23 protein-coding genes are annotated in these 26,456 nt (G+C 46.1%); 7 read left to right on the forward strand and 16 right to left on the reverse strand.

The window, feature by feature from the left end:
- The first annotated feature begins 729 nt into the window (after positions 1 to 729).
- The gene (locus tag QUA42_RS10880; RefSeq protein WP_333137306.1) at positions 730 to 960 is read left to right on the forward strand and encodes a hypothetical protein; all 231 of its coding nucleotides are present in this window, start codon (positions 730 to 732) and stop codon (positions 958 to 960) included.
- A gap of 221 nt (positions 961 to 1,181) precedes the next feature.
- On the opposite strand, the gene mdh is transcribed toward QUA42_RS10880, so the two are convergent.
- The 4 genes from mdh to QUA42_RS10900 all read right to left on the reverse strand — a co-directional run bounded on the left by mdh (position 1,182) and on the right by QUA42_RS10900 (position 4,092).
- The gene (mdh, locus tag QUA42_RS10885) at positions 1,182 to 2,135 is read right to left on the reverse strand and encodes a malate dehydrogenase (protein ID WP_333137307.1); all 954 of its coding nucleotides are present in this window, start codon (positions 2,133 to 2,135) and stop codon (positions 1,182 to 1,184) included.
- Positions 2,136 to 2,251: 116 nt separating this feature from the next.
- Entirely contained in the window at positions 2,252 to 2,467 is a 216-nt protein-coding gene (locus QUA42_RS10890; RefSeq protein ID WP_015178120.1) for an NAD(P)H-quinone oxidoreductase subunit O, read from the reverse strand.
- A gap of 306 nt (positions 2,468 to 2,773) precedes the next feature.
- Complete coding sequence (locus QUA42_RS10895) at positions 2,774 to 3,706, reverse strand: DNA-formamidopyrimidine glycosylase (protein ID WP_333137308.1); 933 nt, start codon at positions 3,704 to 3,706, stop codon at positions 2,774 to 2,776.
- 2 nt (positions 3,707 to 3,708) lie between these two features.
- Entirely contained in the window at positions 3,709 to 4,092 is a 384-nt protein-coding gene (locus QUA42_RS10900) for a photosystem I reaction center subunit IV (protein WP_333137309.1), read from the reverse strand.
- A gap of 286 nt (positions 4,093 to 4,378) precedes the next feature.
- On the opposite strand from QUA42_RS10900, the gene QUA42_RS10905 reads away from it, so the two are divergent.
- Together QUA42_RS10905 and QUA42_RS10910 are read left to right on the forward strand one after the other, a co-directional pair.
- Entirely contained in the window at positions 4,379 to 5,113 is a 735-nt protein-coding gene (locus tag QUA42_RS10905) for a dihydrofolate reductase family protein (protein ID WP_333137310.1), read from the forward strand.
- Positions 5,114 to 5,304: 191 nt separating this feature from the next.
- On the forward strand, positions 5,305 to 6,501 hold the full coding sequence (locus tag QUA42_RS10910) for a GNAT family N-acetyltransferase (protein ID WP_333137311.1): 1,197 nt from the start codon (positions 5,305 to 5,307) through the stop codon (positions 6,499 to 6,501).
- Positions 6,502 to 6,814: 313 nt separating this feature from the next.
- On the opposite strand, the gene QUA42_RS10915 is transcribed toward QUA42_RS10910, so the two are convergent.
- Both QUA42_RS10915 and QUA42_RS10920 read right to left on the reverse strand, forming a co-directional pair.
- Positions 6,815 to 7,381, reverse strand: coding sequence for a hypothetical protein (locus tag QUA42_RS10915; protein WP_333037677.1), 567 nt, complete (start codon positions 7,379 to 7,381; stop codon positions 6,815 to 6,817).
- Positions 7,382 to 7,691: 310 nt separating this feature from the next.
- The gene (locus QUA42_RS10920; protein ID WP_333137366.1) at positions 7,692 to 9,299 is read right to left on the reverse strand and encodes a HAMP domain-containing sensor histidine kinase; all 1,608 of its coding nucleotides are present in this window, start codon (positions 9,297 to 9,299) and stop codon (positions 7,692 to 7,694) included.
- A 261-nt stretch (positions 9,300 to 9,560) separates the two neighbouring features.
- Here QUA42_RS10920 and QUA42_RS10925 point away from each other — a divergent pair, with 261 nt between their 5' ends.
- From QUA42_RS10925 to QUA42_RS10940, 4 genes are all read left to right on the forward strand, one after another.
- Complete coding sequence (locus QUA42_RS10925; RefSeq protein ID WP_333137312.1) at positions 9,561 to 10,406, forward strand: M48 family metalloprotease; 846 nt, start codon at positions 9,561 to 9,563, stop codon at positions 10,404 to 10,406.
- A 112-nt stretch (positions 10,407 to 10,518) separates the two neighbouring features.
- Positions 10,519 to 10,992 carry a tryptophan-rich sensory protein gene (locus QUA42_RS10930; protein ID WP_333137313.1) on the forward strand — a complete coding sequence of 158 codons (474 nt, stop codon included), beginning with the start codon at positions 10,519 to 10,521 and terminating at the stop codon, positions 10,990 to 10,992.
- A gap of 229 nt (positions 10,993 to 11,221) precedes the next feature.
- A complete protein-coding gene (gene ftsH4, locus QUA42_RS10935; protein ID WP_333137314.1) occupies positions 11,222 to 13,096 on the forward strand; it encodes an ATP-dependent zinc metalloprotease FtsH4 in 1,875 nt (624 codons plus the stop codon).
- Positions 13,097 to 13,511: 415 nt separating this feature from the next.
- Positions 13,512 to 15,065, forward strand: a complete 1,554-nt coding sequence (locus QUA42_RS10940; protein ID WP_333137315.1) for a GmrSD restriction endonuclease domain-containing protein — start codon at positions 13,512 to 13,514, stop codon at positions 15,063 to 15,065.
- A gap of 78 nt (positions 15,066 to 15,143) precedes the next feature.
- On the opposite strand, the gene QUA42_RS10945 is transcribed toward QUA42_RS10940, so the two are convergent.
- The 10 genes from QUA42_RS10945 to QUA42_RS10990 form a co-directional block, all read right to left on the reverse strand.
- Positions 15,144 to 16,043 carry a M48 family metalloprotease gene (locus QUA42_RS10945; protein WP_333137316.1) on the reverse strand — a complete coding sequence of 300 codons (900 nt, stop codon included), beginning with the start codon at positions 16,041 to 16,043 and terminating at the stop codon, positions 15,144 to 15,146.
- Between the two features lie 45 nt (positions 16,044 to 16,088).
- Complete coding sequence (locus QUA42_RS10950) at positions 16,089 to 16,253, reverse strand: hypothetical protein (RefSeq protein ID WP_333137317.1); 165 nt, start codon at positions 16,251 to 16,253, stop codon at positions 16,089 to 16,091.
- Between the two features lie 99 nt (positions 16,254 to 16,352).
- Positions 16,353 to 17,945 (reverse strand): B12-binding domain-containing radical SAM protein, encoded by a 1,593-nt coding sequence (locus tag QUA42_RS10955; RefSeq protein WP_333137318.1) that lies wholly within the window; start codon positions 17,943 to 17,945, stop codon positions 16,353 to 16,355.
- A 371-nt stretch (positions 17,946 to 18,316) separates the two neighbouring features.
- Positions 18,317 to 19,282 carry an NAD(P)-dependent oxidoreductase gene (locus QUA42_RS10960; protein WP_333137319.1) on the reverse strand — a complete coding sequence of 322 codons (966 nt, stop codon included), beginning with the start codon at positions 19,280 to 19,282 and terminating at the stop codon, positions 18,317 to 18,319.
- A 405-nt stretch (positions 19,283 to 19,687) separates the two neighbouring features.
- Positions 19,688 to 20,752: a uroporphyrinogen decarboxylase gene (gene hemE, locus QUA42_RS10965; RefSeq protein WP_333137320.1), complete on the reverse strand. Its 1,065-nt coding sequence runs from the start codon at positions 20,750 to 20,752 to the stop codon at positions 19,688 to 19,690.
- A gap of 239 nt (positions 20,753 to 20,991) precedes the next feature.
- A complete protein-coding gene (locus QUA42_RS10970; protein ID WP_333137321.1) occupies positions 20,992 to 21,762 on the reverse strand; it encodes a hypothetical protein in 771 nt (256 codons plus the stop codon).
- A gap of 165 nt (positions 21,763 to 21,927) precedes the next feature.
- On the reverse strand, positions 21,928 to 22,857 hold the full coding sequence (locus tag QUA42_RS10975; protein WP_333137322.1) for an LD-carboxypeptidase: 930 nt from the start codon (positions 22,855 to 22,857) through the stop codon (positions 21,928 to 21,930).
- 315 nt (positions 22,858 to 23,172) lie between these two features.
- Positions 23,173 to 23,934 carry a type I methionyl aminopeptidase gene (gene map / locus QUA42_RS10980; RefSeq protein ID WP_333083028.1) on the reverse strand — a complete coding sequence of 254 codons (762 nt, stop codon included), beginning with the start codon at positions 23,932 to 23,934 and terminating at the stop codon, positions 23,173 to 23,175.
- A gap of 135 nt (positions 23,935 to 24,069) precedes the next feature.
- Positions 24,070 to 25,155, reverse strand: a complete 1,086-nt coding sequence (locus tag QUA42_RS10985; protein ID WP_333137323.1) for a glycosyltransferase family 4 protein — start codon at positions 25,153 to 25,155, stop codon at positions 24,070 to 24,072.
- 105 nt (positions 25,156 to 25,260) lie between these two features.
- Positions 25,261 to 26,454 (reverse strand): HEAT repeat domain-containing protein, encoded by a 1,194-nt coding sequence (locus QUA42_RS10990; protein ID WP_333137324.1) that lies wholly within the window; start codon positions 26,452 to 26,454, stop codon positions 25,261 to 25,263.
- Between the last annotated feature and the right edge of the window lie 2 nt (positions 26,455 to 26,456).

The following is a 26,456-nucleotide window of genomic DNA, read 5'->3' on the forward strand; positions in this document are numbered from 1 at the left end:
CTACTTCATTAATTGTCAATTAGTGGGAATAATGCTAACAAAACTTACACATAAACCCGGTTTCTTAACGTAATTAACTCAGGAAAACTCCGAAAGTGGAAACAAGAAACCAGGTTCCATTTCGCGAGCGGGAGGAGCGTCTCTGACTAATTTTGACATTTTTTTTGTTCGCCTTGGGTTGCAATTGTCACCTTTTTATTATTACCCCAAACTTGATTAATGGTTTCCTTGTTGTGGCGATGGAATATCCTGTTGGTAACGCCTTTATTTAAATTTGTTTAAACTTAGGCGATCGCCTTTTCTAAAGTTTTAAGTAATACGCGATTTATCTCTCCTAAATTAGATTTTTTACAATCTTTAGGGCCAGCCGAAATTTTAGATATTTTTCCTTGCCTTCTCGTTATTTCATGCGAGGGATGGGATTTTTTAAACGGATTAAAATTCACCGAATCAGAGGTTAGTTTTCGGTCAAACAGTTGAGGTAGTTGCAGGCTGTGGTTAAATGGGATCAACTCAAGGGGGATTCCCTACCGCAACGAGCCCGCACGCGCGTTCGGGATAGCTTCGGCACGCGCGGAGACTTTTGGCCCGATTTTTGCGATTTTTGACAAGTGTAAAAATTTTAGATAATACAAATATTTAGGGTATCACATTTTGGGCTAAAGTAAAGGTATTTCAAGCTTGATCAATAGAAATGGCGATCGCCAGGATTAATGTTTGGGCAAAGTAATGGGAAATTCCGTAGAAACTCGCATTTCGCTTTCTACCTTTAAAGTGCTACGCTGTTCTTGGACAATGCGAGCGCGAGTGAGAGATAATCCTAAACTGACTGCTTCTGCTGTTGGTTTAGTAGTAAAGAAAATATGGCAGATTTTTGGTTTAATTTCTAGAGAAACTCTGAGAGTATTGTCGCGCAGACCAAGTTCAACTGCTTTTGCTTGCCAGTTTTTGCGTTTTTAGCAAGTTTTTGAGAGGAAATTTTATATTTATCGCTCGGTTCTTTGCTGCCCTTTTTGGGCTTGTGAAATATAGCCTAACAAACATGATCAATAATATTAATCAAAGCACGGTTGAAATCCGATAAGGCAAGTTCCGACAGAGCGATCGCACTTTCATACTCAATATAAATTATTATATTGAAGTGGCCAGCAGGCTACTGTGCTCAACGAACTGCTACAAACTTAAGAAGACGTTTTCAGTATTGCCCTAGCTTCCTCAATATTTTCGGCAACCAATTTGCCAGACTCAATAAAGGCTGCTCTTTCGGTATCGCTGAGTTCGAGTTCGACTACTTGTTCGACTCCCTGAGATCCCAAGCGGCAGGGAACTCCTAAAAAGATATCTTGCACGCCGTATTCGCCGTGCAAATAAACGCAGCAAGGCAAGAGTCGCGACTGATTAAATAAAATAGATTCTACCATCAAACAGGCAGAAGATGCGGGTGCAAAATAAGCACTACTAATCTTCATCAATTCGACAATTTCTGCGCCGCCGTGGCGAGTCCGCTGTACAAGTCGATCGATCGCCCCAACATCCATAAGTTGATTGATGGGAATACCGTTGACAGTGGAATAGCGAGGCAAAGGAACCATCAAATCGCCATGAGAACCGATGACAGTTGCATTGATTTCAGCAATTGAAACGCCCAATTCCATGGCAATAAAAGTTTCAAAGCGGGCGGAGTCGAGAACTCCCCCCATCCCCATGACTCGGTGTTTGGGCAAATCCGCAGCTTCCCAAGCTAAATAAGTCATGATATCTAGGGGATTGGTGATGACGATTAAGATTGCTTCGGGAGAATGCTCGATCGCCTGTTTTGAGGCTTCGGTGACAATTCGAGCATTGATTCTAATTAAATCTTCCCGATTGATACCGGGTTTGCGCGGCACTCCGGCGGCAATTACGATGATATTTGAGTTGGCCGTATCTGTATAATCATTTGTACCGACAATTTGGCGATCGTGGCGTTCCACTCCCCTAGCTTCCATCAAATCCAAAGCAACGCCCTGCGGCCAACCCTCCACAATATCTAGCAATACTACATCTGCCAGATTTTTCTCAGCAATTCGCTGGGCTAACGTACTGCCGACTTTGCCTGCACCAATAATTGATACGCGGTTTGATGGAGAATTCATTGGATTTTAGATTTTAGATTTTAGATTTTAGATTTTAGCAATCAGCTTAATTGGGGAAAGGTGCGCCGTGTGCACCCTTCGCTACATTAAGAACAGTGATGTTTAGTTTTGGTGAGTTACTTAAAATCTTCGAGTTGGTCTACCCGCAGCCAAATATTCGGGGTGGGTACTTTGCCAAATTTGACGAAGGCATAGTCGCCGCGAACATCCATCACTTCGCCCTTTGTTTCAAATATATACGAGGAAAAGCGCTGGTCGCTGGCTTTGGCTTCTAGACTGTTTTCCAATTTTTCGCGTACAGCGCGAACGATACTGCCTTTCTTGATTGCCATAACTTGCTTGGTTTAGTTTAAAAAACTATACAAATTTTAATCTAGATTTGGGTGCAAAGGACTTCTTCTTTCTTCTGACATCTGGCATCATTCTCGCTTAACAAGATTTCCGGCCTGTTCCACAATAGTTCAATATTCTTGTGGGCTCGGTGTCCAGCCCGCCCCTGACAGCCTTATTGACAATGGTGCAAGATATCAGTTCTTCCTTCTTCCTTCTTCCCTCTTCCTTCTTCCTTCTTCCCTCTTCCTTCTTCCTTCTTCCCTCTTCCTTCTTCCGCCTTCTTCCTTCTTCCTTCTTCCTTGTGCTTATTGCTGACACGCGGGGCAAAAATGAGTTGATCGCCCTGCTAATTTTATACGTTCGATGGTTGTGGAGCAAGTGCGACAGGGTTGACCGGCGCGATTGTACACCCAAGCGACGCCACCGTAGTTGCCGTTGACACCTTGGACGTTGAGAAAATTGCTAAAAGTGGTGCCCCCGGATTCGATCGCCTTCTGTAAAACTTGAATAATAGCTGTATGGATGCGCCCTATTTGCTCTGCGGTCAAATCCGCACACAGAGTTGTGGGCATCACTCCCGACAAAAACAAAGTTTCGTCTGCGTAAATATTGCCCAAACCAGCTATCAGTGACTGGTCTAGCAAAGCTGTTTTTATGGGTCGCGCCCGCCGGTGCAGCTTGCGGGTCAAATATTCTGTTGTAAACTCCTCGGAAAACGGTTCGGGCCCTAAAAGTTTCAGACCGATGACAGTGCTGGAAACCTCGGTTTCTGCAGGCACGTACCACATTTGCCCGAAGGTGCGCTGGTCTACAAACCGCAATTCTTGGTTTCCTTCAAAGAACAGCCGCACTCGCGCGTGTTTTTGCAGGGGTTCGGATCTGTTCACCCACAGCAGTTGTCCGGTCATCCGCAGGTGAACGCCCAACCAGCCGGCTTTTGAAGGAAGGAGGAAGGAAGAAGGAAGAGGGGAAGAGCTTGGAGTTTGAGCCCTAAATTCTCCCCCTTTCCCTTTCTCTCTTTCTCCTTCTGGGAATTGAGATAGTTCTGCCAGTAGATATTTGCCGCGCCTGTACCAGCGGGCGATCGACTTTCCTTTGAGTTTTGTCAAAAAATCGGTCGCAGAGATGGAGCGGGCGATCGTGCTGTTTAACAACACGTCACCGCCCAACATTTCTCGATCGAGGGTTGCTTGATTCAAACCCCGGCAAATAGTTTCAACTTCTGGCAGTTCTGGCACAATTAGCGTTGTTCTGTTCCTTGACCTTGAGGCGAACCTTCGACCGTGCCGGGGATTTCGGCACCCGGTTTGCTGTCCGTAGCAGTTTTGGGCTGCTGCGAGGGGGTACCGCTGCCGGTTTTCCGAGTCCTCTCGTCGAGCGTGGTTTGTTTGCCGCCGGAAGCTACTGGAGTCCCTGTTTTCGCTTTTGCTTTGGGTGCTGCCACTTCCACTAATTCGCTTTCGGCGTAGTTGTTGGTGTTGACGCCTGCATAATTTACGGTGTTAAAGCGAACGATAACTGGGTATTTAATGCCGCTTTGGTCTACCGTAGCAACGGTGCCCACTTCTTGATACCAGTAGGATTCTTTGCGGAGAATCCGGACTGTTGAACCGCGTTGAACCATGAGCTTTTTTTCCTTTGCGATGAATAAACGGATCAAGCCATTTTTTTTACTCTAGTCGATCGCGCGGCGCATTTAAAGTCTGCAACGAATTTTTTACCTCCCGCGCCGTTTTTTGTCTGCTGTTTGTAAAGAAAAGTAAATACTTTGGTAGGGCGATCGCTGCCGTTGCAAAATAAATAAACTCACATTATCCGTCAAATAAAAGCAGTGCGAGCGAGTTGAAAACAAACTTTACAAATAGTTGTGAATTGCTACAGTTAAAAGTTCTGCGAAATTCTGATAAGTAATGACTGAACCTCACGCAACAGTAATACTCGCGATCAGCGCTGACGGTAAAATAGCAGATGCACTACGATCGCCCGCGAGATTCGGTTCTGCCAACGACAAAGCCCACCTCGAACAGCAAGTAGCAGCAAGCGACGCCGTTTTGTTCGGCAAAGGCACGCTACAGGCTTATGGGACGACGATGAGAGTGATTTCGCCGGAATTGCTCAAACAGAGGGAACTGCAAGGAAAGCTCCCACAACCGGTGCAAATTGTGTGTTCGCGATCGTCCCAATTTGACCCAAATTTGCGATTTTTCCAGCAACCGGTGCCTCGGTGGCTGCTGACGGGGCAACACAGTAGGCACACGGCATTGCCGTCTCCTCTGGCGACGAAAGACGGGGAAACGGCAATCCGATTTCCCTACCCGATGAGAAACAGTAAGTTTGATCGAATTATCTATGCGAAAACCGCAGGTGGAGAGATTGATTGGATTGATGCGTTTCAACAGCTAGCAAGCTTCGGTATCAAACGCTTGGCGATTCTGGGAGGGGGAAAACTCGTAGCGTCTGTGCTGGCTGCAGGCTTGGTAGACGAACTGTGGCTGACGGTGTGCCCGTTAATTTTGGGCGGGGCGGATGCACCGACACCAGTGGAGGGAGAGGGTTTTTTGGCGGATTTAGCTCCGAAATTGGAGCTTTTGGCGGTTAAACAGGTGGGACAAGAGGTATTTTTGCATTATCGGGTCGATCGATAGTCGCACATTTAACTGGTTCCCAGGCAGAGCCGGGGAACCCATGTAAGCGAGGCTGTGCCTCACCAGCCCAAGGAAAATCGAGGCTCAAACTCTGGATCTGCGTTACCAGGAAGAGCCTGGTAAGAAGTGTCGAACAGGGGAAATTATATTAACTTAAATGAAGTTCGATCGCTCTACGCTCAAATCTCCCTATGCTGAAACAGCCAAAACCTGAATATTCTGTAGCCTGGATTAGCAAAATAGGCGAAATCCCGCAAGCGTCGTGGGATGCCCTGGCGATGCCACTAAAAACTCCATTTCTGGAATGGGATTGGCTGAACAATCTCGAAGTCTCGGGCAGTGCGACAGGTAAAACCGGTTGGCTACCGCATCACTTAACAGTGTGGCGAGACAAACAGTTGATTGCTGGCGCGCCACTTTATGTCAAAAGCCACAGCTACGGCGAATTTGTATTCGATAATCAGTGGGCGGATTTAGCTCAACGTTTGGGTGTTCACTATTATCCCAAATTGATGGGAATGACGCCGTTTACTCCGGCTGAAGGCTATCGGTTTTTGATTGCCGAGGGGGAAGATGAAGACGAGTTAACTGGAGTAATGGTAAGCGCGATCGACCATTTTTGCGATCGCCACAATATCTCCGGCTGCAATTTCCTTTATGTCGATCCCGAATGGCGGCAGCGCATGGAACGCCACGGTTTCAGCAGTTGGCTGCACCACAGTTATATTTGGCAAAATCAAGGCTATCAAAATTTTGACAATTATTTAGGCGCATTTAATGCCAACCAGCGCCGCAATATCAAACGCGAACGCAAAGCAGTTGACCAAGCTGGTTTGTTGGTAAAAACGCTGACGGGCGATGAAATTCCCCAAGCTATGTTTGCTCAAATGTATGCTTTTTATGAGAATACTTGCGACAAATTTGGTTGGTGGGGAAGCAAGTATCTGACTAAGCGATTTTTTGAACAGTTGCACCACAATTATCGCGATCGAGTTTTATTTGTAGCCGCCTACGACAAGGAAGATGACAGACAGCCGGTGGGTATGTCTTTTTGTTTGTATAAGGGCGATCGACTGTACGGGCGTTATTGGGGAAGTTTGCAGGAAATCGACTGCTTGCACTTCGATGCTTGCTACTATACGCCGATCGAATGGGCGATCGATCGGGGCATCCAAAGCTTCGATCCGGGTGCCGGCGGGCGGCACAAAAAACGGCGCGGCTTTCCAGCTACGCCAAATTATAGTTTGCACCGATTTTATAACAACCGTCTGGCGCAAATTCTCAAGTCTTATATCGGTCAAATCAACGAAAGAGAACAGCAAGAAATTGATGCAGTAAACGAGGATTTACCTTTTACTAAGTTACCTCCTTTGTTACTCGGCGAGTGACGGTTGACTGGGAATTGGGAATTGGAAATTGGGAATTAGTAACAGCCCATCGGTGTCAACATAATACTAAAACCCTGTGTATATCTCGTTTGTATCGAAGTTGCGATACCCCTAAATCCCCCTTAAGAAGTGGGACTTTGAATGCTCTTTCCCCTTTATTAAGGGGAGTTAGATGGGAGGTAAGAATAGTCTTGTCCCTCCCCCCTTATTAAGAGGGTTTAGGGGGTATCGCAACTAAACTATAAACGATATTTATTATGGATTTGAGTCTTAAGTTGACACGAATGGTAACAGTCAACAGTCAACAGTTAAACTAATTCAAAATTACCTTGCCATCTTCCTGAATTTGCAGCGATTTTGTATCAGCGTCCAACTCAGTTGTCGCGCCGAAACTGACTTGCAACATTCCCGGCATCGCGGTTGCTTGGGGGCGAACTAGCACCAATCCGCCGTCTGGGCGCTGATAAGTGAGGGTGATTGGCACTTTGAGGGCTTGAAGCAAAATTTCAGATTGTTCGCCCAGAGTGCGCGGCTGGGTCACGCCTACGATTTGATAATTGATGACAGCATTGGTGGTATTCACCAGTTTAATTACTATCATGCCTTCGGCAGGCGTAACTCGCGCACTGGGCATGGGGAAGCGGGCAGGCGCGTCTGTTGGTGTAGAGGGCATCCCGCTGAGGCCCGGACTCGCAGCCGGAGTTGGTTCACTGACGGGTTCTTCAGTGGCTGCGGGGGTTTCTGCGGGTTGGGAAACGGGTTTTCCTTGTTGGGGCGGGGGGCCGCCGGCCTGGGAAAGTGTTGCGAGACTAACGAGTAAACCTCCGCAGGTGGCTGCTAGCAAGCTGATTTTTTTTAACGGTAGATTGTGGCGAAACATAAATAACTCCTCACAAGTTCGATCGAGGTTTTCCAACAAAGTTCATGTTAATCTATGCGGGAATTGAATTTTAATAGCTTGGTTTGGACTCAGGGTAGAAAGAATCAGGCTTGAGGGGTAAATTTTGTGATTAACCTTTCGAGGGCGTACAGGAAGAGGGGAAGAGAGGAAGTTTAAAGGCGGATTTGTGTCCGAAGAAAAAAACGAAGCAATCTCCGGGTCTATTTTTCATCGTTTCTGCTTAAGTCCTGTTTTTTTATTAACCGCAGAGGGCGCTGAGGGCGCAGAGGAAGAGGGGAAGAGAGGATTTTTAGACGCGAGATGCTTCGGATTTGTGGGCGGGGAGGGTGACGGTAACGGCTGTACCTCGATCAACTTGGCTGTCAATGCGGATTTGGCCACGGTGATTTTCGACAATTGCCTTGGCGATGGCTAATCCCAAACCGGAACCAGCGGCGCTGCGGTGGGTTCGGGCGGGATCTGCGCGGTAGAATCGATCGAACAAATGTGGCAGGGCTTCTGCGGAAATTCCGATGCCCGTGTCTGTTACTTTTATTTGCAGCGCTGGATTTAACATCGGCGAATTTCTTTTGTGTTTACCTGCGAGTTGCAATTCTACTTCAATTTGACCGCCAGAGGGCGTGTACTGCACGGCGTTGCTGACGAGATTGGTAAACAGTCGGGCTAGTTGATCCCAGTCGCCCAACAGTGTAAAGTTGTCCTCAGCGTTGGGCAGATCGACAATTTCCAAAGAAAGAGAGAGATTTTGGGTTGTGGCGATCGCCTGTTGTTCTTCAATTACCTCCATCAGCAAAGCATCGAGAGGAACTTCAATCCACTGCTGCTGCACGATACCGCTATCTTGTCTGGCTAAAAATAGCAAATCGTCAACCAAGCGCCCCAAACGGCGGGTAAGGCGTTCGATAACTTGTAGCTGTTGATGTTGCTGAGGTTCGATATCCGGTTCCGCCAAAGCTACTTGGACGTTAGTTTGAATAGTGGCGATCGGATTTCTGAGTTCGTGAGAAGCATCAGCAGTAAACTGTTTGAGACGCCCGTAAGACTCCCGAATCGGTGCCATCGCCAATCCCGACAGCAGCCAGCCAATAGCCGCCACGCAAATTAGAGTTAAACTCGCGCCCCAAATCAAATCGAGAATTAATTGGCGGATGGGTTTTGTCACTTCAAACCAAGGATGGCTAACTCGCAAATATCCCAGAACTTGGCGGCCGATTTGTACTCGCTGCGTTACTTGTCTGAGGGAATAGTTTTGAGTTGTCCGAATGCTAATTGGTTTGGTAGAAACGCGATTTGTATTTTGTGCAATAGACTTTTCACTACCTAAATTTAGATTTTCCTGCTCACCTGCATTCAAAACGCCATCAAAATCTCTTCTTTCTCCCCTCTGCGCTCTCTGCGTCTCTGCGGTTAAATCCCTCTTCCCTCTACCCATTAAATCCGTGACATCCCGTACATGGCCTGTTGCCAAACTTTTTTTTGCCTGATTTGTACCCTCAAACTGCAACTTATTATTAATTATCCAAACTGTTTCGCCGGTGCGGTTAGCATGAATGGGAATATTCAGGGGTGCCGATAAAGTAGACCACAGCAATTCGCCCGTAGGACTGAACCATTCTAAATCAATGTGGTCGTCTTCTACAGCATCGGTGCTATCTCGAAAACTGGCTTGAATATTAACTTGCAATTTGTTTTTTTTATCGTGGGTATTAGGCAAACTTAGCGGTTCGATAACGAGAGTCCGCTCTATTACTTCTACAACATGATTGAGGGTATCATCAATGCGATCGATCAAAGTAGTGCGGACGTAGAAATAGAAACCCGTGGCGAATACAAGTAACAATACAGCAGTAACGGCAGTGTACCAAATAGCGAGGCGGCGGCGGGTAGCTTGAAACATATTGCGAAGGAAGTTCGGCCACGGATTGTGTAATAGATTCAACAGATTTAACCGATTTAATAACTATAACCTTCTTCTATTATTTTCTTCTCTTCTTCTCTTCTTTCGTGTTCTTTGCGCCTTCCCGGTTCCTTTAAAAAAGCCTTCTTCGCAAAAAATTCCAAAAAACTCTAACAACTTTCCATTTTTGATACTTCAGGCAGATGTGGAGGTAGTTGTCAGCGTAGTAGTCTAATCGCGAAAGTTTTTAGGTAAAAGCCTGTGAACAAATTTTTATTTCGAGCCGCGATCGGGCTATTAATGGCATTTTTTGGGGCAATTACCTATTTTACAAACGACGTACAAAATCCCGTAACAGGAGAGAGACAGCGGGTGCAGCTTTCTCCCCGCCAGGAGATAGTTTTGGGATTGCAGGCGCGAGATCAAATGGCAGCCAAGCACGGGGGGCTTTATCCCAACCAAAGTATTCAGCAGTATATCGATCAAGTAGGAGCACGAGTTGTCAACGGTTCGGCGGCGAAACAAGCAGGTTATCCGTTTGAATTCCACCTGCTGCGAGATGCCCAAACTGTCAATGCTTTTGCTTTACCGGGGGGACAAGTTTTCATTACTGCGGGGCTGCTGCGCCGGCTAAATTCCGAGGCTCAGTTGGCCGCTATACTAGGTCACGAAAGCGGTCACGTTGTCGCCCGCCACGGTGCGGAACACTTGGCAAAACAGCAGTTGGGCAGGGCTTTGGTAACGGCGGTTGGGGTGGCTACTAGCGACGATCGCGGTGGGGGCCAGCAGGCAGCATTAATTGCTCAAGCTGTCAATCAAGTTGTCGGTTTGCGGTACGGTAGGTCTGATGAACTTGAGAGCGATCAGCTCGGTTTTCGGTTTATGACGGAAGCGGGTTACGATCCTAGAGGTATTGTTGAGGTGATGAAAATACTCGGTGCCGCTAGGAAGGGCGAAGCGCCACCGGAGTTTTTGAGTTCTCACCCAAACCCTGAAAACCGAGTTCAAAAGTTGGAAGCTTTAATCACGAAAAATTTCCCTAACGGCGTTCCAGCTAATTTGGTGTCTGGACGCGAAGAGTTTGCTAAGAATGTGTCGGGCGGTTAGCGATAATTGCATCGGGCTTTACAAAAGTTATTACTATAGGCGGATCTAAGTTCGGCTTTGATTTGACACGATCGACTTAATGAGCGATCGAGCAATTTGAAAGTTGAAAACCATGATCGAATCTTGGATGATTATCGGCGGCGTGACTTTCTCAGTCGCGTTCGGTACTCTGTTTTTTAAACTGCGCGATATTAACTGGGCAGTCAAACTTCAAAGACCGGATTGGATGTTTTTTGAGCCTGCTATTCCGTTAATTTGGACGGTAATTTTTGCTTGCGGGGCCGGCAGCGCTACTTTCGTGTGGGAACAGGAGCCATGGAGCCTTAAAACATGGCTGTTGATGGCTTTGTACTTGCTGTTAGAAATTGTCACAGTTGCTTATATTCCTGCTACTCTCCGAGCCAAAAGTCTGAAAGTAGGGACGATTTTGGGAGGGGCGGGCGAGATTGTGGGAGCTGTTTTGACTTTGGCTGTTTTGCCGATTTCTCAAACTGCGGCTGTGTTACTTTTGCCTTACGTGATTTGGGGTGCGATCGGCACTTATACCACTTGGGAAATGATTCAGTTAAACCCAGAAGCGGCATAAATATTCGGTGTTCTTCGGCGCACCCTACATACTATAACGCTCTTCTCTTCTCTTCCTTCGAGTCCTTAGCGTCTTCGCGCTTACTCAAAAAACATTGTTAATAATAGCAAATCCGTGCTAGCGGGTTAACCCACCCGATAAAGTGAGGAAATCCGCTTAACAGTGTGTAGGTATTTGATGAGAAAATAGATGAATAAAACTGCTTTAAATCAAAGGATGACAGTTATCAATGGCTATTAAAGACCAGCCCCAAGCACCTCGTTTTCGCCAAATTAGCAATATTTTGTTATTGCTATCAAGTTTGTTTTTGCTGGCAAACATCTTTTTACCCAATTTGTTCGGCCCCCAAATTCCGCAAGTGCCTTACAGCTTGTTCGTCCATCAAGTACAAGAACAAGATGTAGTCAGAGCTTCAGTAGGTCAAAATGAAATTCGCTACCAACTCAAAGGCGAAGGCGACAAACCCGGTCAAGTGCTCTCCACTACGCCAATTTTTGACCTGGAACTTCCTAAACTTTTGCAAGAAAAAGGTGTTGAATTTGCGGCAACTCCCCCTGCCAAAAATGGCTGGATCGGCAGTGTTTTAAGCTGGGTGGTTCCGCCGCTGATTTTTGTGGCGATTTTTCAATTTTTCATGAACAGGCAGGGTGGCGGGCCACAGGGTGCGCTCTCGCTCGGCAAAAGCAAAGCTAAGGTCTATGTAGAAGGCGAATCGGCGAAAATTACTTTTGCTGATGTGGCTGGAGTAGAAGAAGCTAAAACTGAATTAGTGGAAGTTGTTGAATTCCTGAAAACTCCTGACAGATTTACGGCAATTGGCGCGAGAATTCCGAAAGGCGTGCTGTTAGTCGGGCCTCCGGGAACTGGAAAAACGCTGTTAGCAAAAGCAGTAGCTGGTGAAGCTGGCGTGCCGTTTTTTAGCATCTCCGGTTCGGAGTTTGTGGAACTGTTTGTAGGTGTTGGTTCTGCAAGAGTTAGAGATTTATTCGAGCAGGCTAAGAAACAGGCTCCTTGTATTATTTTCATTGATGAATTGGACGCGATCGGCAAATCTCGTAGCAGTAACGCTAGCTTCGGTGGGAATGACGAACGCGAACAAACTCTCAATCAACTGTTAACTGAAATGGATGGTTTTGCGGCGGGCAATACTACGGTAATTGTGCTGGCTGCAACTAACCGCCCAGAAAGTTTGGATGCTGCTTTGTTGCGCCCTGGCCGTTTCGATCGCCAAGTTTTAGTCGATCGCCCGGATTTATCGGGCCGCGAAGAAATTTTGAACATTCACGCTCAAAAAGTGAAGTTGGGCCCGGATATTAATTTGAAGGCGATCGCCACTCGCACCCCCGGTTTTTCGGGCGCTGATTTGGCAAATTTGGTCAATGAAGCTGCTTTGTTGGCGGCGCGCAACAAACGCCTAACTGTAGCGCAGGAAGACTTTGCAGAAGCTATCGAACGGATTGTAGCCGGCTTGGAAAAGAAAAGCCGCGTCCTCAATGAAAAAGAGAAAACCATTGTTGCTTATCACGAAGTCGGCCACGCAATGGTGGGTGCTTTGATGACTGGTAATGGCGAAGTTGCCAAAATCTCGATCGTCCCTCGCGGTATGGCTGCTTTGGGTTATACTTTGCAGTTACCGACTGAAGACCGTTTCTTGTTAGATGAGTCGGAATTGCGGGGTCAAATTGCGACTTTGTTGGGCGGGCGATCGGCTGAGGAAGTTGTGTTTGGTAGCATTACTACTGGCGCTTCAAATGACTTGCAAAGGGCGACTGATTTAGCTGAACGGATGGTGACAACTTACGGAATGAGTAAGGTTTTGGGGCCTCTAGCTTACGATCGAGGGCAGCAAGCAATGTTCCTCAACGACGGTATGGGAAATGCCCGCCGTGCGGTAAGTGCTCAGACTGCTGAGGCGATCGACCAAGAAGTGAAGGAAATTGTCGAAACTGCACATCAGCAAGCTTTGGATATTCTGAAAGCAAATCGGGAATTGTTGGAAACAATTACGCAGAAGCTGTTGGAAACTGAGGTAGTGGAAGGTGACGCACTTCGCGAATACCTCGGTCAAGTGCGGCCTATAGATAAGGTTGCGGCTTCAGTTTAATAGGGTTGAATAGGACTTACGCATGAGAGTCCAGAAACCGGGTTTTTTCGAGAATACTTCGTTGTAGTCGGCAGATTCGGTAAAAAACCCGGTTTCTTTGTTCGGAGTGCATAAGTCCTGTTCATAAAGATGTATGATCATTCGAGGGTGGTTGTAAAAAAAAATTAAAGTTCTGAGTTACTTCTACCCGCGAGATGTGTCCCAAAGTCCTTCCTTTTACGTCTGTGTGCTTTCGATTAGGAGTTTGAACTGACAAACCTCTGCCCTGGAGATCGAGAGTCTGAGTCCTAGAGACAACCTCCATATCCAGTTATGTCTCTTCCAGTAGGCGCATCCCTTGAGCGAAAGCACTCAGTCTTGTGCTTACCCAGTATTTGGCTGATAGCTCATTAATCCAAATATATATAAAAACATCATGGCTAAAGTTAATCTAGATGCTCTGATTCCACGAGAAGATTTTGAAGTAGAAGAAAGTAAAATTTCAGGTACGAAAAAAGAAAAAATTTCTATTGAAGACATCAAAAAAGATTCATTTTTCTTCCCCGCTGTCAGAAAACCAGATTTCCAAAGAGAAACTACTGAATGGGATAGCCAAAGAATTTGCGAATTAATCAAAAGTTTTATAGAAGGTGATTTGATACCCGCCATCATTTTTTGGCGCAGTAAAGCTGGATACTTATTCGTGATTGATGGGAGTCATAGATTGAGTGCATTGTCTGCTTGGGTTAACAATGATTACGGTGATGGGCAAATCTCAAAACTATTTTATGACGGTGTAATTCCTGATGAACAATTAAAGATTGCTGAAGAAACACGCAAACTGATAAACAAAAAAGTTGGATCATACGAGGATTGTAGATTAGCTCTCACACATCCTGATAAAGTTAAACCAGAAATTGTAAAATCCGCACTAAATTTAGCAGGTTTAGCAATTCAGCTTCAATGGGTTGAAGGTGATGCAAGTAAAGCGGAAAATTCTTTTTTCAAAATTAATCAGCAAGCTGCCCCCATTGATAAAACCGAGCTCAAACTTCTTGAATCCAGGAAGAAACCTAATAGCATCGCAGCACGCGCAATCATAAGAAGCGGAAAAGGTCATAAATATTGGTCGATATTTTCAAAGGAAATACAGGCTCAAATTCAAGAAATAGCTAAAGAAATTAATGAGATACTTTTTGAACCGAAGTTGCAGACTCCAATAAAAACTCTAGATCTACCTGTGGGGGGGAAATTGTATTCCGCTCAAACTTTACCATTAATTTTAGACTTTGTAAATATTGTTAACAAAATAGATTTTAACAATAAGGGAGTTAATGATGATCTCACAGGTGAAACAACAATAAAAATTTTAAAAAAGGTGAGAAAAGTTGCATATATATTAAATAGCAATGAGCCATCATCTTTGGGGCTACATCCCATTCTATATTTCTATTCACAAAATGGACAACACAGAACAGTCTCTTTCTTTGCTGTTGTTGATTTTGTCATGAAATTAGATGAAAGAAAAAAGTTAAATGACTTCATAGATATTAGAGAAGAATTTGAATATTTTCTTGAAAATTACGACTACTTAATTAAACAGATTTATGAAAAGCATAGGGATATTCAGAAAAGCTACAAACACATATCGAATTTTTTTGAGCAAGTTGTGATTCATTTAAAAGCTGGAAACACTCTTGATGACACTATAAACCAAATTATATCGAGCGATGATTTTAAGTATTTAAATATTCGTAATAAAGAGAAGTCAATAACTTCATCTACAAAAGAATTCAATACAAATAAAAAGAGTGAGATTTTTATAAAAGGAGCATTGCTGAGTGTCCCACGCTGTAAAATATGCAACGGATTAATTCACAGAAACTCAATTTCTATCGATCACATACAGCGGAAAGAAGATGGTGGATTGGCAACTTTAGATAATGGGCAGATAACTCATCCATACTGCAATACAGGATATAAAAATTAAGCTTTAAGAAAGATCTACAAAAACCCGGCTGCTTCAAAACACCGGGTTTCTAAATATTGTTGCTGCATTTTCGACCGATTAAATTCCGGACACGTAGGCCATAACAGGAGAACCTTGCTGCTGCTGCTGCGCGATTTCCAAAAGGCGTTGAATGCGATCCTCTGTCGGCGGGTGAGTGCGGAAAAGTGACTGCAAACCTTTAGTCGAAAAAGGATTCACAATCAGCAGCGGCGACATCGCAGGATTGCCGTGCATGGGAATTTCATGACCCAGTTTCTCCAATTTTTGCAGGGCGTTTGCTAAGCCGATCGGGTTATTGGTAATTTCCACCGCACCGCTGTCGGCTGCAAATTCCCTCGTCCGAGAAATCGCCATTTGAATTACGGTTGCTGATAGCGGCGCTAAAATGATTAAAAACAGCAAACCAAACGGATTCGCGCCTTGTCTGCTATCCCGCGTTACCGGGCCGTAAAGCGCTCCAAAAGTGAGTATTCGCCCGACAAATGTAATCGCGCCGGCAATTGTTCCTGCAACTGCTTGAGTGAGGGTATCGCGGTTGCGGATGTGCGTGAGTTCGTGGGCTAAAACGCCTTCTAATTCTTCGCGAGAAAGCAGCTTTATGATGCCTTCAGTAACTGCTATTGTCGCGTGTTCCGGATCTCTTCCTGTGGCGAATGCGTTCGGAGATTGAGTGGGAACTAGAAATATTTTCGGCACCGGAATTTCTGCTTTTTCACTCAGCGAGGCTACCATATCGTAGAGTTCGGGAGCTTCGCTGCGGGCGAGCGGCTGAGCGCGGTAAGCCATTAACGCGGCCGTGTCGGAATAGTACCAAGAGCTAAAACTTGAGAAGGCTGCTAGCGCTAAACCGATGTAAAGTCCTTGCTCGTTGCCGATTAAATAATAACTTCCTAAAACGAGAAGACCGCTTAGGAGTCCTAAGAGAGCGGCTGTTCTGAGTTGATTTGTTCCTAACATGGCGGGTTGAGGGCGATCGCTATTTTGATATTTTTTATCTTGTAATTAGATTTTCATATTTGCGGGCGATCGCGCCTCTATCTGCCGAAATAACTGCTGCCGCCAATAGTAGTATATTACCTGTTCAGTCAGAGACTGCGAAGGGGTATCGGGATGCTCTCTCAGGCTGCTCTCCAGAGGCGACACAGCCACCGGATATGAGATTTCCACCCTCTGACTGGAAAGCAGATTAAATCAACAAAATAAACGCAGACAATGTTACATTCATCTGCGTTTGTCTGCGTTCATCTGCGGTTGAATTCTCCAACCCTAAACCGCTTGCACTTCCTTTTCCTCAACAGCAACAGGTTCTTGATATACAGTTTGAGACTCATTAGCCAAAAACTCGGCTAATTGAGCTTCAATTTCATCGCGCACAATCTGGCGGTATTCCAGGAAATGCTCGTTGTGAGCGCACACAGTTAAATAGTGATCCCAAACCGCAGGATTGCGCTTGAAAATGCTGAACAAATGATGCCAAAACTTCCACCGAGTTTTGCGCTTGACTCCCTGCCGCCAAACCACAGTTAGCAGTGCTCGCAAGTCTATCCAACTGGGAATTCTTGCAGGTATATTTGCTGTAGGTGCACCCAACATCAAGAAGTGGCGATAAGTCCGGTCTAAATATTTCTCAGCATCGTACACTTCGCAGAATGCCTCGACATATTCGCGGGCAATATCTTCGAGAGGCCGCGTCGGAATAAAGTTCATCAAAGTAGTCTGATTAAGGTTGCCAGATTTGTCGCGCAACCGCCCTTCTTTTGCTAGTCTGTGGGACAATGCAGTGTGCGGCAAAGCTTGCAGCATTCCAAAGGTTGTGCTCGGAATGGCGGCTGCTTCGGCAAACTGGACAATCCGCTGACCGGCACCGGGTTTTTCCCCGTCAAATCCGATGATGAATCCGGCCATTACTCGCAAACCGGATTTGGCAATTAACTCTACCGATTCTATCAAAGAATTGCGGGTATTTTGGAATTTTTTCGTCATTTGCAGGCTTTCTTCGTCGGGAGTTTCAATCCCTAAAAAGACTGCATTAAAATTGCACGCTACCATCATATCCATCAATTCTTGGTCTTGGGCTAAATCGATGGAGGCTTCTGTGTTGAAAGTAAATGGAAATTTGTGTTCTTCTTGCCAGACTTGTAAGTCTTTTAGCAACAGTTTGACGCTGCGTTTGTTGCCGATAAAGTTGTCGTCTACCATGAACACGCCACGCCGCCAGCCCAAGTTGTAGAGATAGTCTAATTCTGCTATCAATTGTTGGGGGTTTTTGGTGCGGGGTTTGCGGCCGTAGAGGACGATGATATCGCAGAATTCGCACTGGAAAGGACAGCCTCTGGAAAATTGAATTGACATCGAGTCGTAGGCGTCTAATTCCAGCAAATCGAAGCGGGGAACTGGGGTTGTGGTAACATCGGGTTTCACGCCGTCCGATCGATAAATTCCGCTTTTTTCGCCGCGCCCTATTGCTTCGACGAACATCGGCAAGGTGATTTCGCCTTCGTCGAGAATCAGGTAATCTATGCCTGCTGCTTGAGGTTCTTCTGGTACGGAAGTCGGGTAAGGGCCGCCGCAAGCTACGGATTTACCGCGCCGTTTTGCTTCGCGAATGATGTCTAGCAAATCTTCTTTTTGAACAATCATTGCGGACAGAATAACGAGCTCTGCCCATTCCCATTCTGCTTCTGTAATTTGTCTGATATTGCGATCGACTAACTTAAATTCCCATTCTTGGGGTAAAATAGCTGCTACCGTTACCAAACCCAGCGGTGGCAGCAGCACTTTACGATCGACTAATTCTAAAATTTTCTCGTAAGACCAAAATGTTTTCGGAAACAGCGGGTAAACTAGAAGAACTCGCATTATATGTTAAACCTCACATCAGTAAACAACTTGCGATCGGGCTGGCGTGTTTGAGAGTTCGATCGACTCTCAAGACTTCATGTTAAGGCTAAAATTACGATCTTGCACTCGATCGAATATCTGGCGATGGGTCACACCCCCTAAGCCACACACAATGAGCGCAATTTTTAGCTTGCAGTTCCCTGTTAAAGTTTGCAAATGCTGATATCTTATCGTATTTGACCCTTAATTGACGATAATCGCATTTAAAAAGCATGGGATTAAGGCAAAAAAGAACTGGAAAAACTTACCTTATTCGTAAGATGCGCGTCGGCGCACCCTACATATATCTCGTAAGATACACATTCCCTCTTCCCTGTTCCCTTTTCCTTCTAATTTGAATCTTTGCCCGGAATCCCGCTAGTTCTTAACATATCGGCAACTGTACCGCAGTAACTCGGGATTCCTATGCTTTCGGGATTCACCAGATTTTGATAGGTAAAATGGCGGTAGCTGATGCAAAATCTATCCCAAGCAGCCACCTGAATTCGGAACAGCCAAATAAAGAAATCCGCTAGCCAAGGTGACAGAGTTATCCGAAAAAATATGTTTTTATTCAAATACTTGCAAGCTTGTTCTACCACTTCATTAGCTGTAATCGCCGGATTTCCTAGCACAAAATGTCGCGGTTCCTCGGAAGCCGGCGGATGTTCAACTAAATAATTAACTACTTTAGCAATATCTGCGCCGTGGATGAAGTGAAAACTGCCATCTGCCTTAAACCAGCGAATCAAACCAATCCATTTTGCGACAAGTGGCAAGCCAGATGACAAGTGAGAGACGGGTTTTTCAGCGTCTCCTCCCAATACTAATGTCGGGTAAAGTGCAGTAATGGGAGGCACATTTGTCAAGGCTGACAAATGCACCATGCAGTTGTATTTTGAGCTAATATAATCTGTCCCCAGTTCCCCGGCTTCTTTGAGCAAATTGTTGTCTCTACCGAGAATGCTGGCAGTTGAAAAATAAATTACTTGCTGGCAAGTCTGTGGTGAAAGTAGTTGAATTAGCCGGAGAGTTTTGGTTACGTTAACGTCAAACACTTCTTGAGTTCCTCCCCAAGCAGTGGCAGCTAAAATTGCGACATTAATTGTTTGCAGAAGTTCGGCGTGTTGATCGATATCTCGCATATCGCCTTGTATTATATGGATGCCGGGGCGGGCTTTCCAGTCAAATTTTAATTTTTCTGGGTTGCGAACTAATAAGTAAAGTTCGTGGTTTGTTTCTTGAATCAAAGTTTCGGCCATGTAGTGACCGATACAGCCACTTGCACCCGTCACAAAAATTTTTTTGGAGTTCATTTTGCCGCAGGGGAAGAGGGAGGATTTGACGTTTTTTCGACGGTAGGGAGACGGCATTGCGTTATCCCTACCAATATCAGATGCAATTAACCGGATTCGCTCCGATTATATAATCTTTTTCGACGGTAGGGAGACGGCATTGCCCATTGGTGTCAACGTAAGACTGAAACCCCTGATAAATCTCGCTTTTAACTGAGTCTCGATCCCCCTAAATCCCCCTTACTTTGAAAAGATTCCTGTCCCCCCCTTATTAAGGGGGGCGCCAGGGGATCGAACCCTAATCGTCAGACAGCAGACCGATACTACGTTTAACGTTAAGTTGACACGGCAATGCCCATTGCCGTATTTCTACAAAGATCAGGTGCAATTAACCGGATTTGATCGGATTCTACTATCGAAATCAAATTAAGCAGCAACTGCAAGCAATTTGTCCGCTTGTTTTGCCGTTTCAAAGAAGAAACGCACGTTATCTTCGGGAGTTCCCGGTAATACACCGTGTCCCAAATTGAGGATGTGTCCGCGCGGGCCCGCTTTGCGAATTGTATCAAGAATTCGATCGCGAATAAACGGTTGAGAACCAAACAACACGCCCGGATCGAGATTTCCTTGAACGTTCATATTCGGGCCCAAACGTCGGCGCGCGTCGGCCATGTCAACAGTCCAATCGACGCTGACGATATCCGCACCGGATGTTGCCATACGTTCGAGGATGCCGGCACTTCCAGTGACTAACAGAATTAGCGGTGTGTCGGGATGGGTTTTTTTGACTTGCTCGAATACTTGTTTCTGGTAAGGTAGAGCGAAGGTGTCGTAGTCCTGCGGGGAGAGTTGACCGGCCCAGGAGTCGAACATTTGCACTACTTGCGCGCCGCAGTCGATTTGATAGCGCACGTAAACTGCGATCGCATCGGCGAATTTCGACAGCAACTGATGCAGTAAAGTTGGATCGGAAAATGCCATGTTTTTGATGATGGCATAATCCTTAGAACCTTTGCCCTCAACGGCATAGGCCGCCAGCGTCCACGGCGCGCCCACAAAACCGAGCACGGTGGATTTGTTGCCGACTTCCTCGCGCAGGGATTTGAGGATGGTTTTGATAAACGGCAAGCTTTCTTCCGGGTTCAGCGGTTGCAGCGCGTCGATTTGCTGCTGAGTGCGGATGGGTGCGTGGATAATCGGGCCTTTGCCTTCGGCGATGTCCATGTCGATGCCCAAACCCGGCATGGGGGTGACAATATCGGAAAACAGGATTACGCCGTCGGGTTGAAACGCGCGCCACGGCTGAAGGGAAACTTCGATCGCAACTTCGGGAATTTCGGAACGTTCGCGAAACGAGGGATACTTTTCTCGCAAATCTCGATAAGCCTTCATGTAGCGGCCGGCTTGGCGCATCATCCACACGGGCGGGCGGTCTAGGGTTTCGCCGCGGGCTGCCCGCAACAACAAGGGAACTTCATTTAATGCCGACATTTTAACTTTTCTCTACCTTAGATATTTCAATGCCTTTGGTAGCTTACCACTGTGCGATCGTCCTTTTTGACAAAATAGTTGTGTGTACAAATGTGTATTTTGTCATTGCCAAAGAAAGTGAGGCGATGGCCGCAGATCGACTCGTATATAAAGGACTGTATAAGTCCTGTGTATAGGCTCAGAAACCCGGTTTCTTCGTAGAAACCGGGTTTCTGATTCCGCCCTACACTTTGACCTACTTACCTCGTCACACAAACTCCGCCCACCACTACCCGACATTGATCTCGGTCCGCATCGAATCTACTATCATTCCGCCTTGCGGAGTCTAAATCTCTAGTCCGTGAATTGTAGTAATAATCTCCCGCCGGAAACCTTCTATTCGGGACAGCGCAGTAAGTTGAATCTTGATTACCATCGTCAAACCTGACTCTCACCATAGAACGTCTCTCGCGACAATCAACAGACCGCAAGCCAAAATCATCTTGCAGAAGCTGTGCTCTGTCATATTGATCGTCATCTCGCCTCGTGTACCAATCGTCCCGCGAATTGCGAGCTCGTCTGTCCCCCCCATCAATTCCCGAAACTTCCAGCGTGTAGTTACCGCCCCTGGCAGCATCTTTTGCTAACACTAACAGTTTGTAATCGCCACTACGGGGAATTTGATAATTAAAAGAACGGTCTTGCGTAAAAGCGACTTGTTTGTTGTTCCCGTAAAACAGCACCATGACGGGAGTAAAACCGCGACTTCTATCTGTGTCTAAAAACACTTCAATGTTATCGCCTTCCCGAGCGTTGAATGTGTATTCTTGCCCGCGCAATTCTTCCGTCGGAGATCCCGGAACCCACATATTTCGGAAACGGTAAATCGGGGAAGTGCGGCGAATTACTCCATCTATGCGATCGTTATTCCCTATCTGTTCGCCAACCGCACTAGAGGAAATCCCCGTAAGTGCCAATCCCGTAACTAGGACTGCGGCAGCAATACTGTTTAACAAGTTGTGTGCTTTCATATCAACCTCTGGAAAAATTTAAAATCTTTTTGCTTTCTTGGCGCCGACATTTGCATACACAATCCATTTTAAATGTAATTTCTGCCAACCGTGTCTACCTCACCCAACCCCGCTATTTAGCTGGTGGAAAATCTCAAGTTAAAGTTATAGACGTTGATCTCTAATCTAAAGTTGCGATTTATCGCCGCAAATCAGCAATCCCGATTCAGCGTCGAGACAAGCCATGATTCCCATGGGCAAAGCAGCGTTAACCCCCTCGTGGCCGAAGGGCAAATCCGAGACAATCGGAATATTCAAGTCCCCCAGCCGATCGCGCAAAACCTCTTCAATGCTAAAACTGGGAATACTCGGGTCAATCTCGCAACGACTGAAGCGCCCCAAAGCAATGCCCCGCACCCCAGCGAAAGCCCCCGCCATCCGCCACAAAGTCAACATTCGATCGACCCTGTAAGGAGCCTCAGAAACATCCTCAAATGCGAGAATAACCCCGGTCAAATCCGGTTGATACGGGGTTCCGAGCAAATGAGAAGCCACCGTCAGATTCGCAGGAAACAGCCGCCCGGTGGCTTGTCCGCTGCCCCATCCTTTCCCTTGCAAAGATTGTAAGGGACGACCTTCTATGCAGTCAAAAAGTCGATCGACAGACCAATCCGGTTCAGCACCCAAAGTTGTCAGCATCGGCCCGTGAACGCCCCAAACGCCCAATTTAGCCTGATTCCACAGCAAAGCAGTAATATCTGAAAAGCCGATTAACCATTTCGGCGAATGGGAATCGGGAGTTGGAAATTGGGAATTTTCCGCCTTTCCCACATTTCCTTTTTCCAAAAGTCGAGTGCTGCCGAAACCGCCTCGAACGCAGAGAATACCGCGACAATCCGGGTCATTGAGGGCATCTGCCAACTGTCGGACCCGGTTTTCGTCGGAACCGGCCAAATAGCCCCAGCGATCGTCAAAACCCGGTGTTAATTCAAGTCGATAGCCGCGAGATTTCCAAATTTCTACACCCTTTTCAAAGTTAGTTGATTCTCGCAAAGTGCCACTAGGGGCAATTACTTTGAGCAAATCTCCTGGTTGCAGAAATTTTATGTCAGTCATTAGTTATTAGTTATTTATTATTAGTTAGATCGTGTTTGGTGAATACATCCTAATTCTGTAGGGGCGGGTTTTACAGACAATTTCTGACTAAAACAGACTATCTCGAAAACCCGCCCCCACCCACCCATAAATACAAACCTACATTTTCTGATTCGATGCAAATTTCAGGTTGGTATAGGTTATCGGTTGTGGCGGGGCGGGTTTATCTAGATTGTTGATAATCCTTAGATATTGTCGGTGAAACCCGCCCCTACGGCATATGGTTAATTACTATTGATTTAGGAGTGAGTTTTTCAGACTGTTTGTTAATCATTACTACGGTAAAGTCAGAATTTCCACCCCAGAATCAGTCACAGCCAGAGTGTGTTCAAATTGAGCCGAAAGCTTTCCATCCTTGGTGATAGATGTCCAACCGTCGCCCAAAATTTCCACTTCCCAAGTACCCTCATTAATCATTGGCTCGATCGTAAAAACCATGCCTTGTCTGAGCTTCTTTCCCGTGCCCCGCTTGCCGTAGTGCAGAATTTCCGGTTCAGTGTGAAAGACTCGGTGAATCCCGTGCCCCGCAAAATTTCGCACTACCGAAAAACCCTGTGCTTCAGCATATTCTTGAATCGCTGCACCGATGTCGCCGGTACGAGCACCCGGTTTGACTTCCGCAATTCCTCTTCTTAAACATTCCTCGGTTACTTCAACTAACTTTTTCGCTACTGGTGAAGGTTTTCCCACAAAAAAAGTTTTGGAAGTATCGCCATGATAGCCATCAACTAAAGGTGTTACATCAATATTAATAATGTCACCTTCTTTAAGAATTTGTTTCGCATTGGGGATGCCGTGACAGACTACTTCATTGACGCTAGCACACAGAGATTTGGGAAATCCTTTATAGCCTAGCGGAGCGCTTTTTGCTCCGTGTGCCAAAGTCCAGCGTTCGGCTTCATCGTTAATTTCAAGAGTGCTTACTCCCGGTTTAACCATCGGTTCGAGATGTAGCAGAAGTTCGGCCGCTAAACGGCCTGCTTGGCGCATTTTTTCGATTTCTCTACTGGATAAAAGCACTAAACGTTCGGTTGCCATAGTTTTTTCAGTTTGCTTTTTTTGTGGTCGATTAAGAGTTTATTTAACTCAATTTTAGAATAGAGTGGAATTGCTGCTCAATAAACTTGTAAGCTGCGTCAGTCAGCGAATCTTTCTAAAAATTGGCCAGTATTATTACTGACGCACCCTACTAGCAGTGTTAGATTTGAACCAGTGTTCACAACGATCGCCCAAAGCTGCTAAAGAATATTCTACCTCTGCTTGTCGCCTGCAAGCACTGCGGTCAATTTGGTCTAAGCGGGCGATCGCACCTACCAAGCCATTTACGCTATCAGGCTGCACTAAAAAGCCCGTCAGTCCGTCTCTCACAATTTCCGCCGGCCCCCCGCGCTCGTAAGCAATCACGGGTACACCGCACGCTAAAGCCTCGATCGCAACATTTCCGAAAGCTTCCACCCAACGTGGTGTCATCAACAATGCTCGGCACTGACGGACTTGCTCTTGCATTTGGGTTGTTGTCAGAAACCCTAAATATTCTACCGGAGCATCCGGGTAATCAGCACAAATTTTATGCCAATAATCCTCATCTTGCATTTTGCCCATAATTTTCAGGGTAATGCCTGTAATTTTCGCTGCTGCTACTGCGTCTTCTAAACCTTTCTCCGGGGCGATGCGGCCTAGCCAAGCTAATTTAGACTGCGGTTTGTTGCAAAATTCGTACAGGGATAAATCTATGCCATTTCCCAACAACTGACATTCATCGGCAAAGGCGAATGTTTTGGCTTGAGAAGCGGTGTGAACTCCGATCGTACCAGGAAACTGGAGGGCGGTTTGTCCGGCAATGCGATCGAGGGCTGCAGAAAGGGAGCCCATGCTGATCAAATGTGCGATCGGAGTCCTAAAAAATGGTGTCAAATAAAACGGCAGCCAATCGTAGGCAAAATTAACAATGACATCCCATTCATCCTGAACTTGGCGAGCATATTCCCACATATTCGCCAGCACAGAATCTGCGGGCATCACAATAGGATCATTGTAATTTTGTGTTTGGGCCGTTACTTGCAAATCACCCCTTATTTCGATTACGGGAATTGATTCTAAAACTGAACCTATCGGCGCTACAACTGCTATTTTATGACCGCGACTCTGTAATTCTTTAGCGATGTTAAGGACTGTAAGTTCGACTCCGCCGCCCAACCCAGAACCTAGTTGACCGACTGAAGTTGAGAGGAACAATAGTTTTAAATGGTTATTAGTCATTAGTCCTTAGTCATTAGTCAGCATTCACTAATTTTAACATAATCTAAATTATAAATTTCCAATTTCACATCTCAAGTTCAAATTATTTGAAAATTGCTACATTTATTAATCCATCCCAGAACGCGGACGGAGGCGGTTCAACTGATTGATTGCCCAGCGAGCAGTTTCCTGAACTTCTGGATCTGGATCGTCCGTCGCACGGTGCAACAAGTAACTGATTTGATGCACCAATTCGTAAATCCGCGTCAAGTCGCGAATTGCATTTTTACGCACTTCGGGATTTTCATTTTGCAGCGAAATTGACCACGCATTATTCATGGGTTTGAGCGTGCGGATGCCAATTTCCGAGAGACTTGCCAAAATTAGACTGTACTGCTTGGAGTCGGAATTTGCTAGCAAATCGAGCAACGGTTCCACTGCTCTGGAATCTCCCCGCTGGCCTAGTTCCCAAATTGCTTTGCCTCTCTTGGCCGGATTTAGCTGCTGCAAATCTTCAATCAGTGCTTCAATAATATCAACTTTAGGTCTACCATCCGTTTCGGGAAGAGCAATACCTTTCTTCTTCGCTAGGGAATCCGTTTGATTAGTGGTTTCGGGAATGTTGAAACCTGTGTTGCTGTATCCGTTGCTGTGAGTTTCCAAGGGCGAGGTGTCGGAATTAATGCGCTCGCCCTCGACTGCTGCATCCTTGGATTCTGGTTCCCCGGATTCCATGATAAACGGTAAAGGTCGATCGCTGCTCTCGATACTGTGGCCTCTTGGCAAATCAAAAGGGTAGGGCAAGGCTGACGGTGACTGTCGCCCCGAAGAAGTCTCTTTCGGTCTACTTTCGTGCGAGTTTGTAGGAGAATCGGGATTAGTAAATTGAGAGTTTCTTTGGTTGTGGCGATCAAATCTTCCTCGTCTTCGCTTAGAAAAATTTGACTCGTCACTGCTAACTAATTTGAGCATGATAAATACTGCCGCTGCCGTGACGACAACTGCTGCCAAACCCAACATTAAGAACCCCCGCTGACGAGACAAAATGACGATCAAATTGGATACCGATTTCGGGATCTTAGAATTAGATTTGGATGTTTTGGACGGCTGAGATTTGTTTTTATCGGGCGCTGGAGACGGCTTTGAAGGCTTGGAATCCTGGCGATCGTCCGGGGGAGAGTTCGCCTGAGCAATTTCTGGGGAAACAGCCCGGTAGGAAGCATTGAGAGCATGGTGCTTTCCGTCCGCACTTGGACTGAACGCAGCGCCCAGACAGGCAATGCAGGTGAACAAACATACAGAGGAGCGGTAATGCGCCATAA

The sequence above is a fragment of the Microcoleus sp. Pol11C2 genome (assembly GCF_036701505.1).
Classification (GTDB): domain Bacteria; phylum Cyanobacteriota; class Cyanobacteriia; order Cyanobacteriales; family Microcoleaceae; genus Microcoleus.

Bases quoted from the DNA above. Each gene is read 5' to 3' on its own strand.
- QUA42_RS10900 (WP_333137309.1), bottom strand. From the start codon at position 4,092: ATGGTTCAACGCGGTTCAACAGTCCGGATTCTCCGCAAAGAATCCTAC.
- QUA42_RS10890 (WP_015178120.1), bottom strand. From the start codon at position 2,467: ATGGCAATCAAGAAAGGCAGTATCGTTCGCGCTGTACGCGAAAAATTG.
- QUA42_RS10975 (WP_333137322.1), bottom strand. From the start codon at position 22,857: ATGACTGACATAAAATTTCTGCAACCAGGAGATTTGCTCAAAGTAATT.
- ftsH4 (WP_333137314.1), top strand. From the start codon at position 11,222: ATGGCTATTAAAGACCAGCCCCAAGCACCTCGTTTTCGCCAAATTAGC.
- QUA42_RS10945 (WP_333137316.1), bottom strand. From the start codon at position 16,043: ATGTTAGGAACAAATCAACTCAGAACAGCCGCTCTCTTAGGACTCCTA.
- QUA42_RS10905 (WP_333137310.1), top strand. From the start codon at position 4,379: ATGACTGAACCTCACGCAACAGTAATACTCGCGATCAGCGCTGACGGT.
- QUA42_RS10955 (WP_333137318.1), bottom strand. From the start codon at position 17,945: ATGCGAGTTCTTCTAGTTTACCCGCTGTTTCCGAAAACATTTTGGTCT.
- hemE (WP_333137320.1), bottom strand. From the start codon at position 20,752: ATGTCGGCATTAAATGAAGTTCCCTTGTTGTTGCGGGCAGCCCGCGGC.
- QUA42_RS10920 (WP_333137366.1), bottom strand. From the start codon at position 9,299: ATGTTTCAAGCTACCCGCCGCCGCCTCGCTATTTGGTACACTGCCGTT.
- QUA42_RS10990 (WP_333137324.1), bottom strand. From the start codon at position 26,454: ATGGCGCATTACCGCTCCTCTGTATGTTTGTTCACCTGCATTGCCTGT.
- QUA42_RS10910 (WP_333137311.1), top strand. From the start codon at position 5,305: ATGCTGAAACAGCCAAAACCTGAATATTCTGTAGCCTGGATTAGCAAA.
- QUA42_RS10970 (WP_333137321.1), bottom strand. From the start codon at position 21,762: ATGAAAGCACACAACTTGTTAAACAGTATTGCTGCCGCAGTCCTAGTT.
- QUA42_RS10930 (WP_333137313.1), top strand. From the start codon at position 10,519: ATGATCGAATCTTGGATGATTATCGGCGGCGTGACTTTCTCAGTCGCG.
- QUA42_RS10915 (WP_333037677.1), bottom strand. From the start codon at position 7,381: ATGTTTCGCCACAATCTACCGTTAAAAAAAATCAGCTTGCTAGCAGCC.
- mdh (WP_333137307.1), bottom strand. From the start codon at position 2,135: ATGAATTCTCCATCAAACCGCGTATCAATTATTGGTGCAGGCAAAGTC.
- map (WP_333083028.1), bottom strand. From the start codon at position 23,934: ATGGCAACCGAACGTTTAGTGCTTTTATCCAGTAGAGAAATCGAAAAA.
- QUA42_RS10940 (WP_333137315.1), top strand. From the start codon at position 13,512: ATGGCTAAAGTTAATCTAGATGCTCTGATTCCACGAGAAGATTTTGAA.
- QUA42_RS10960 (WP_333137319.1), bottom strand. From the start codon at position 19,282: ATGAACTCCAAAAAAATTTTTGTGACGGGTGCAAGTGGCTGTATCGGT.
- QUA42_RS10985 (WP_333137323.1), bottom strand. From the start codon at position 25,155: ATGACTAATAACCATTTAAAACTATTGTTCCTCTCAACTTCAGTCGGT.
- QUA42_RS10880 (WP_333137306.1), top strand. From the start codon at position 730: ATGGGAAATTCCGTAGAAACTCGCATTTCGCTTTCTACCTTTAAAGTG.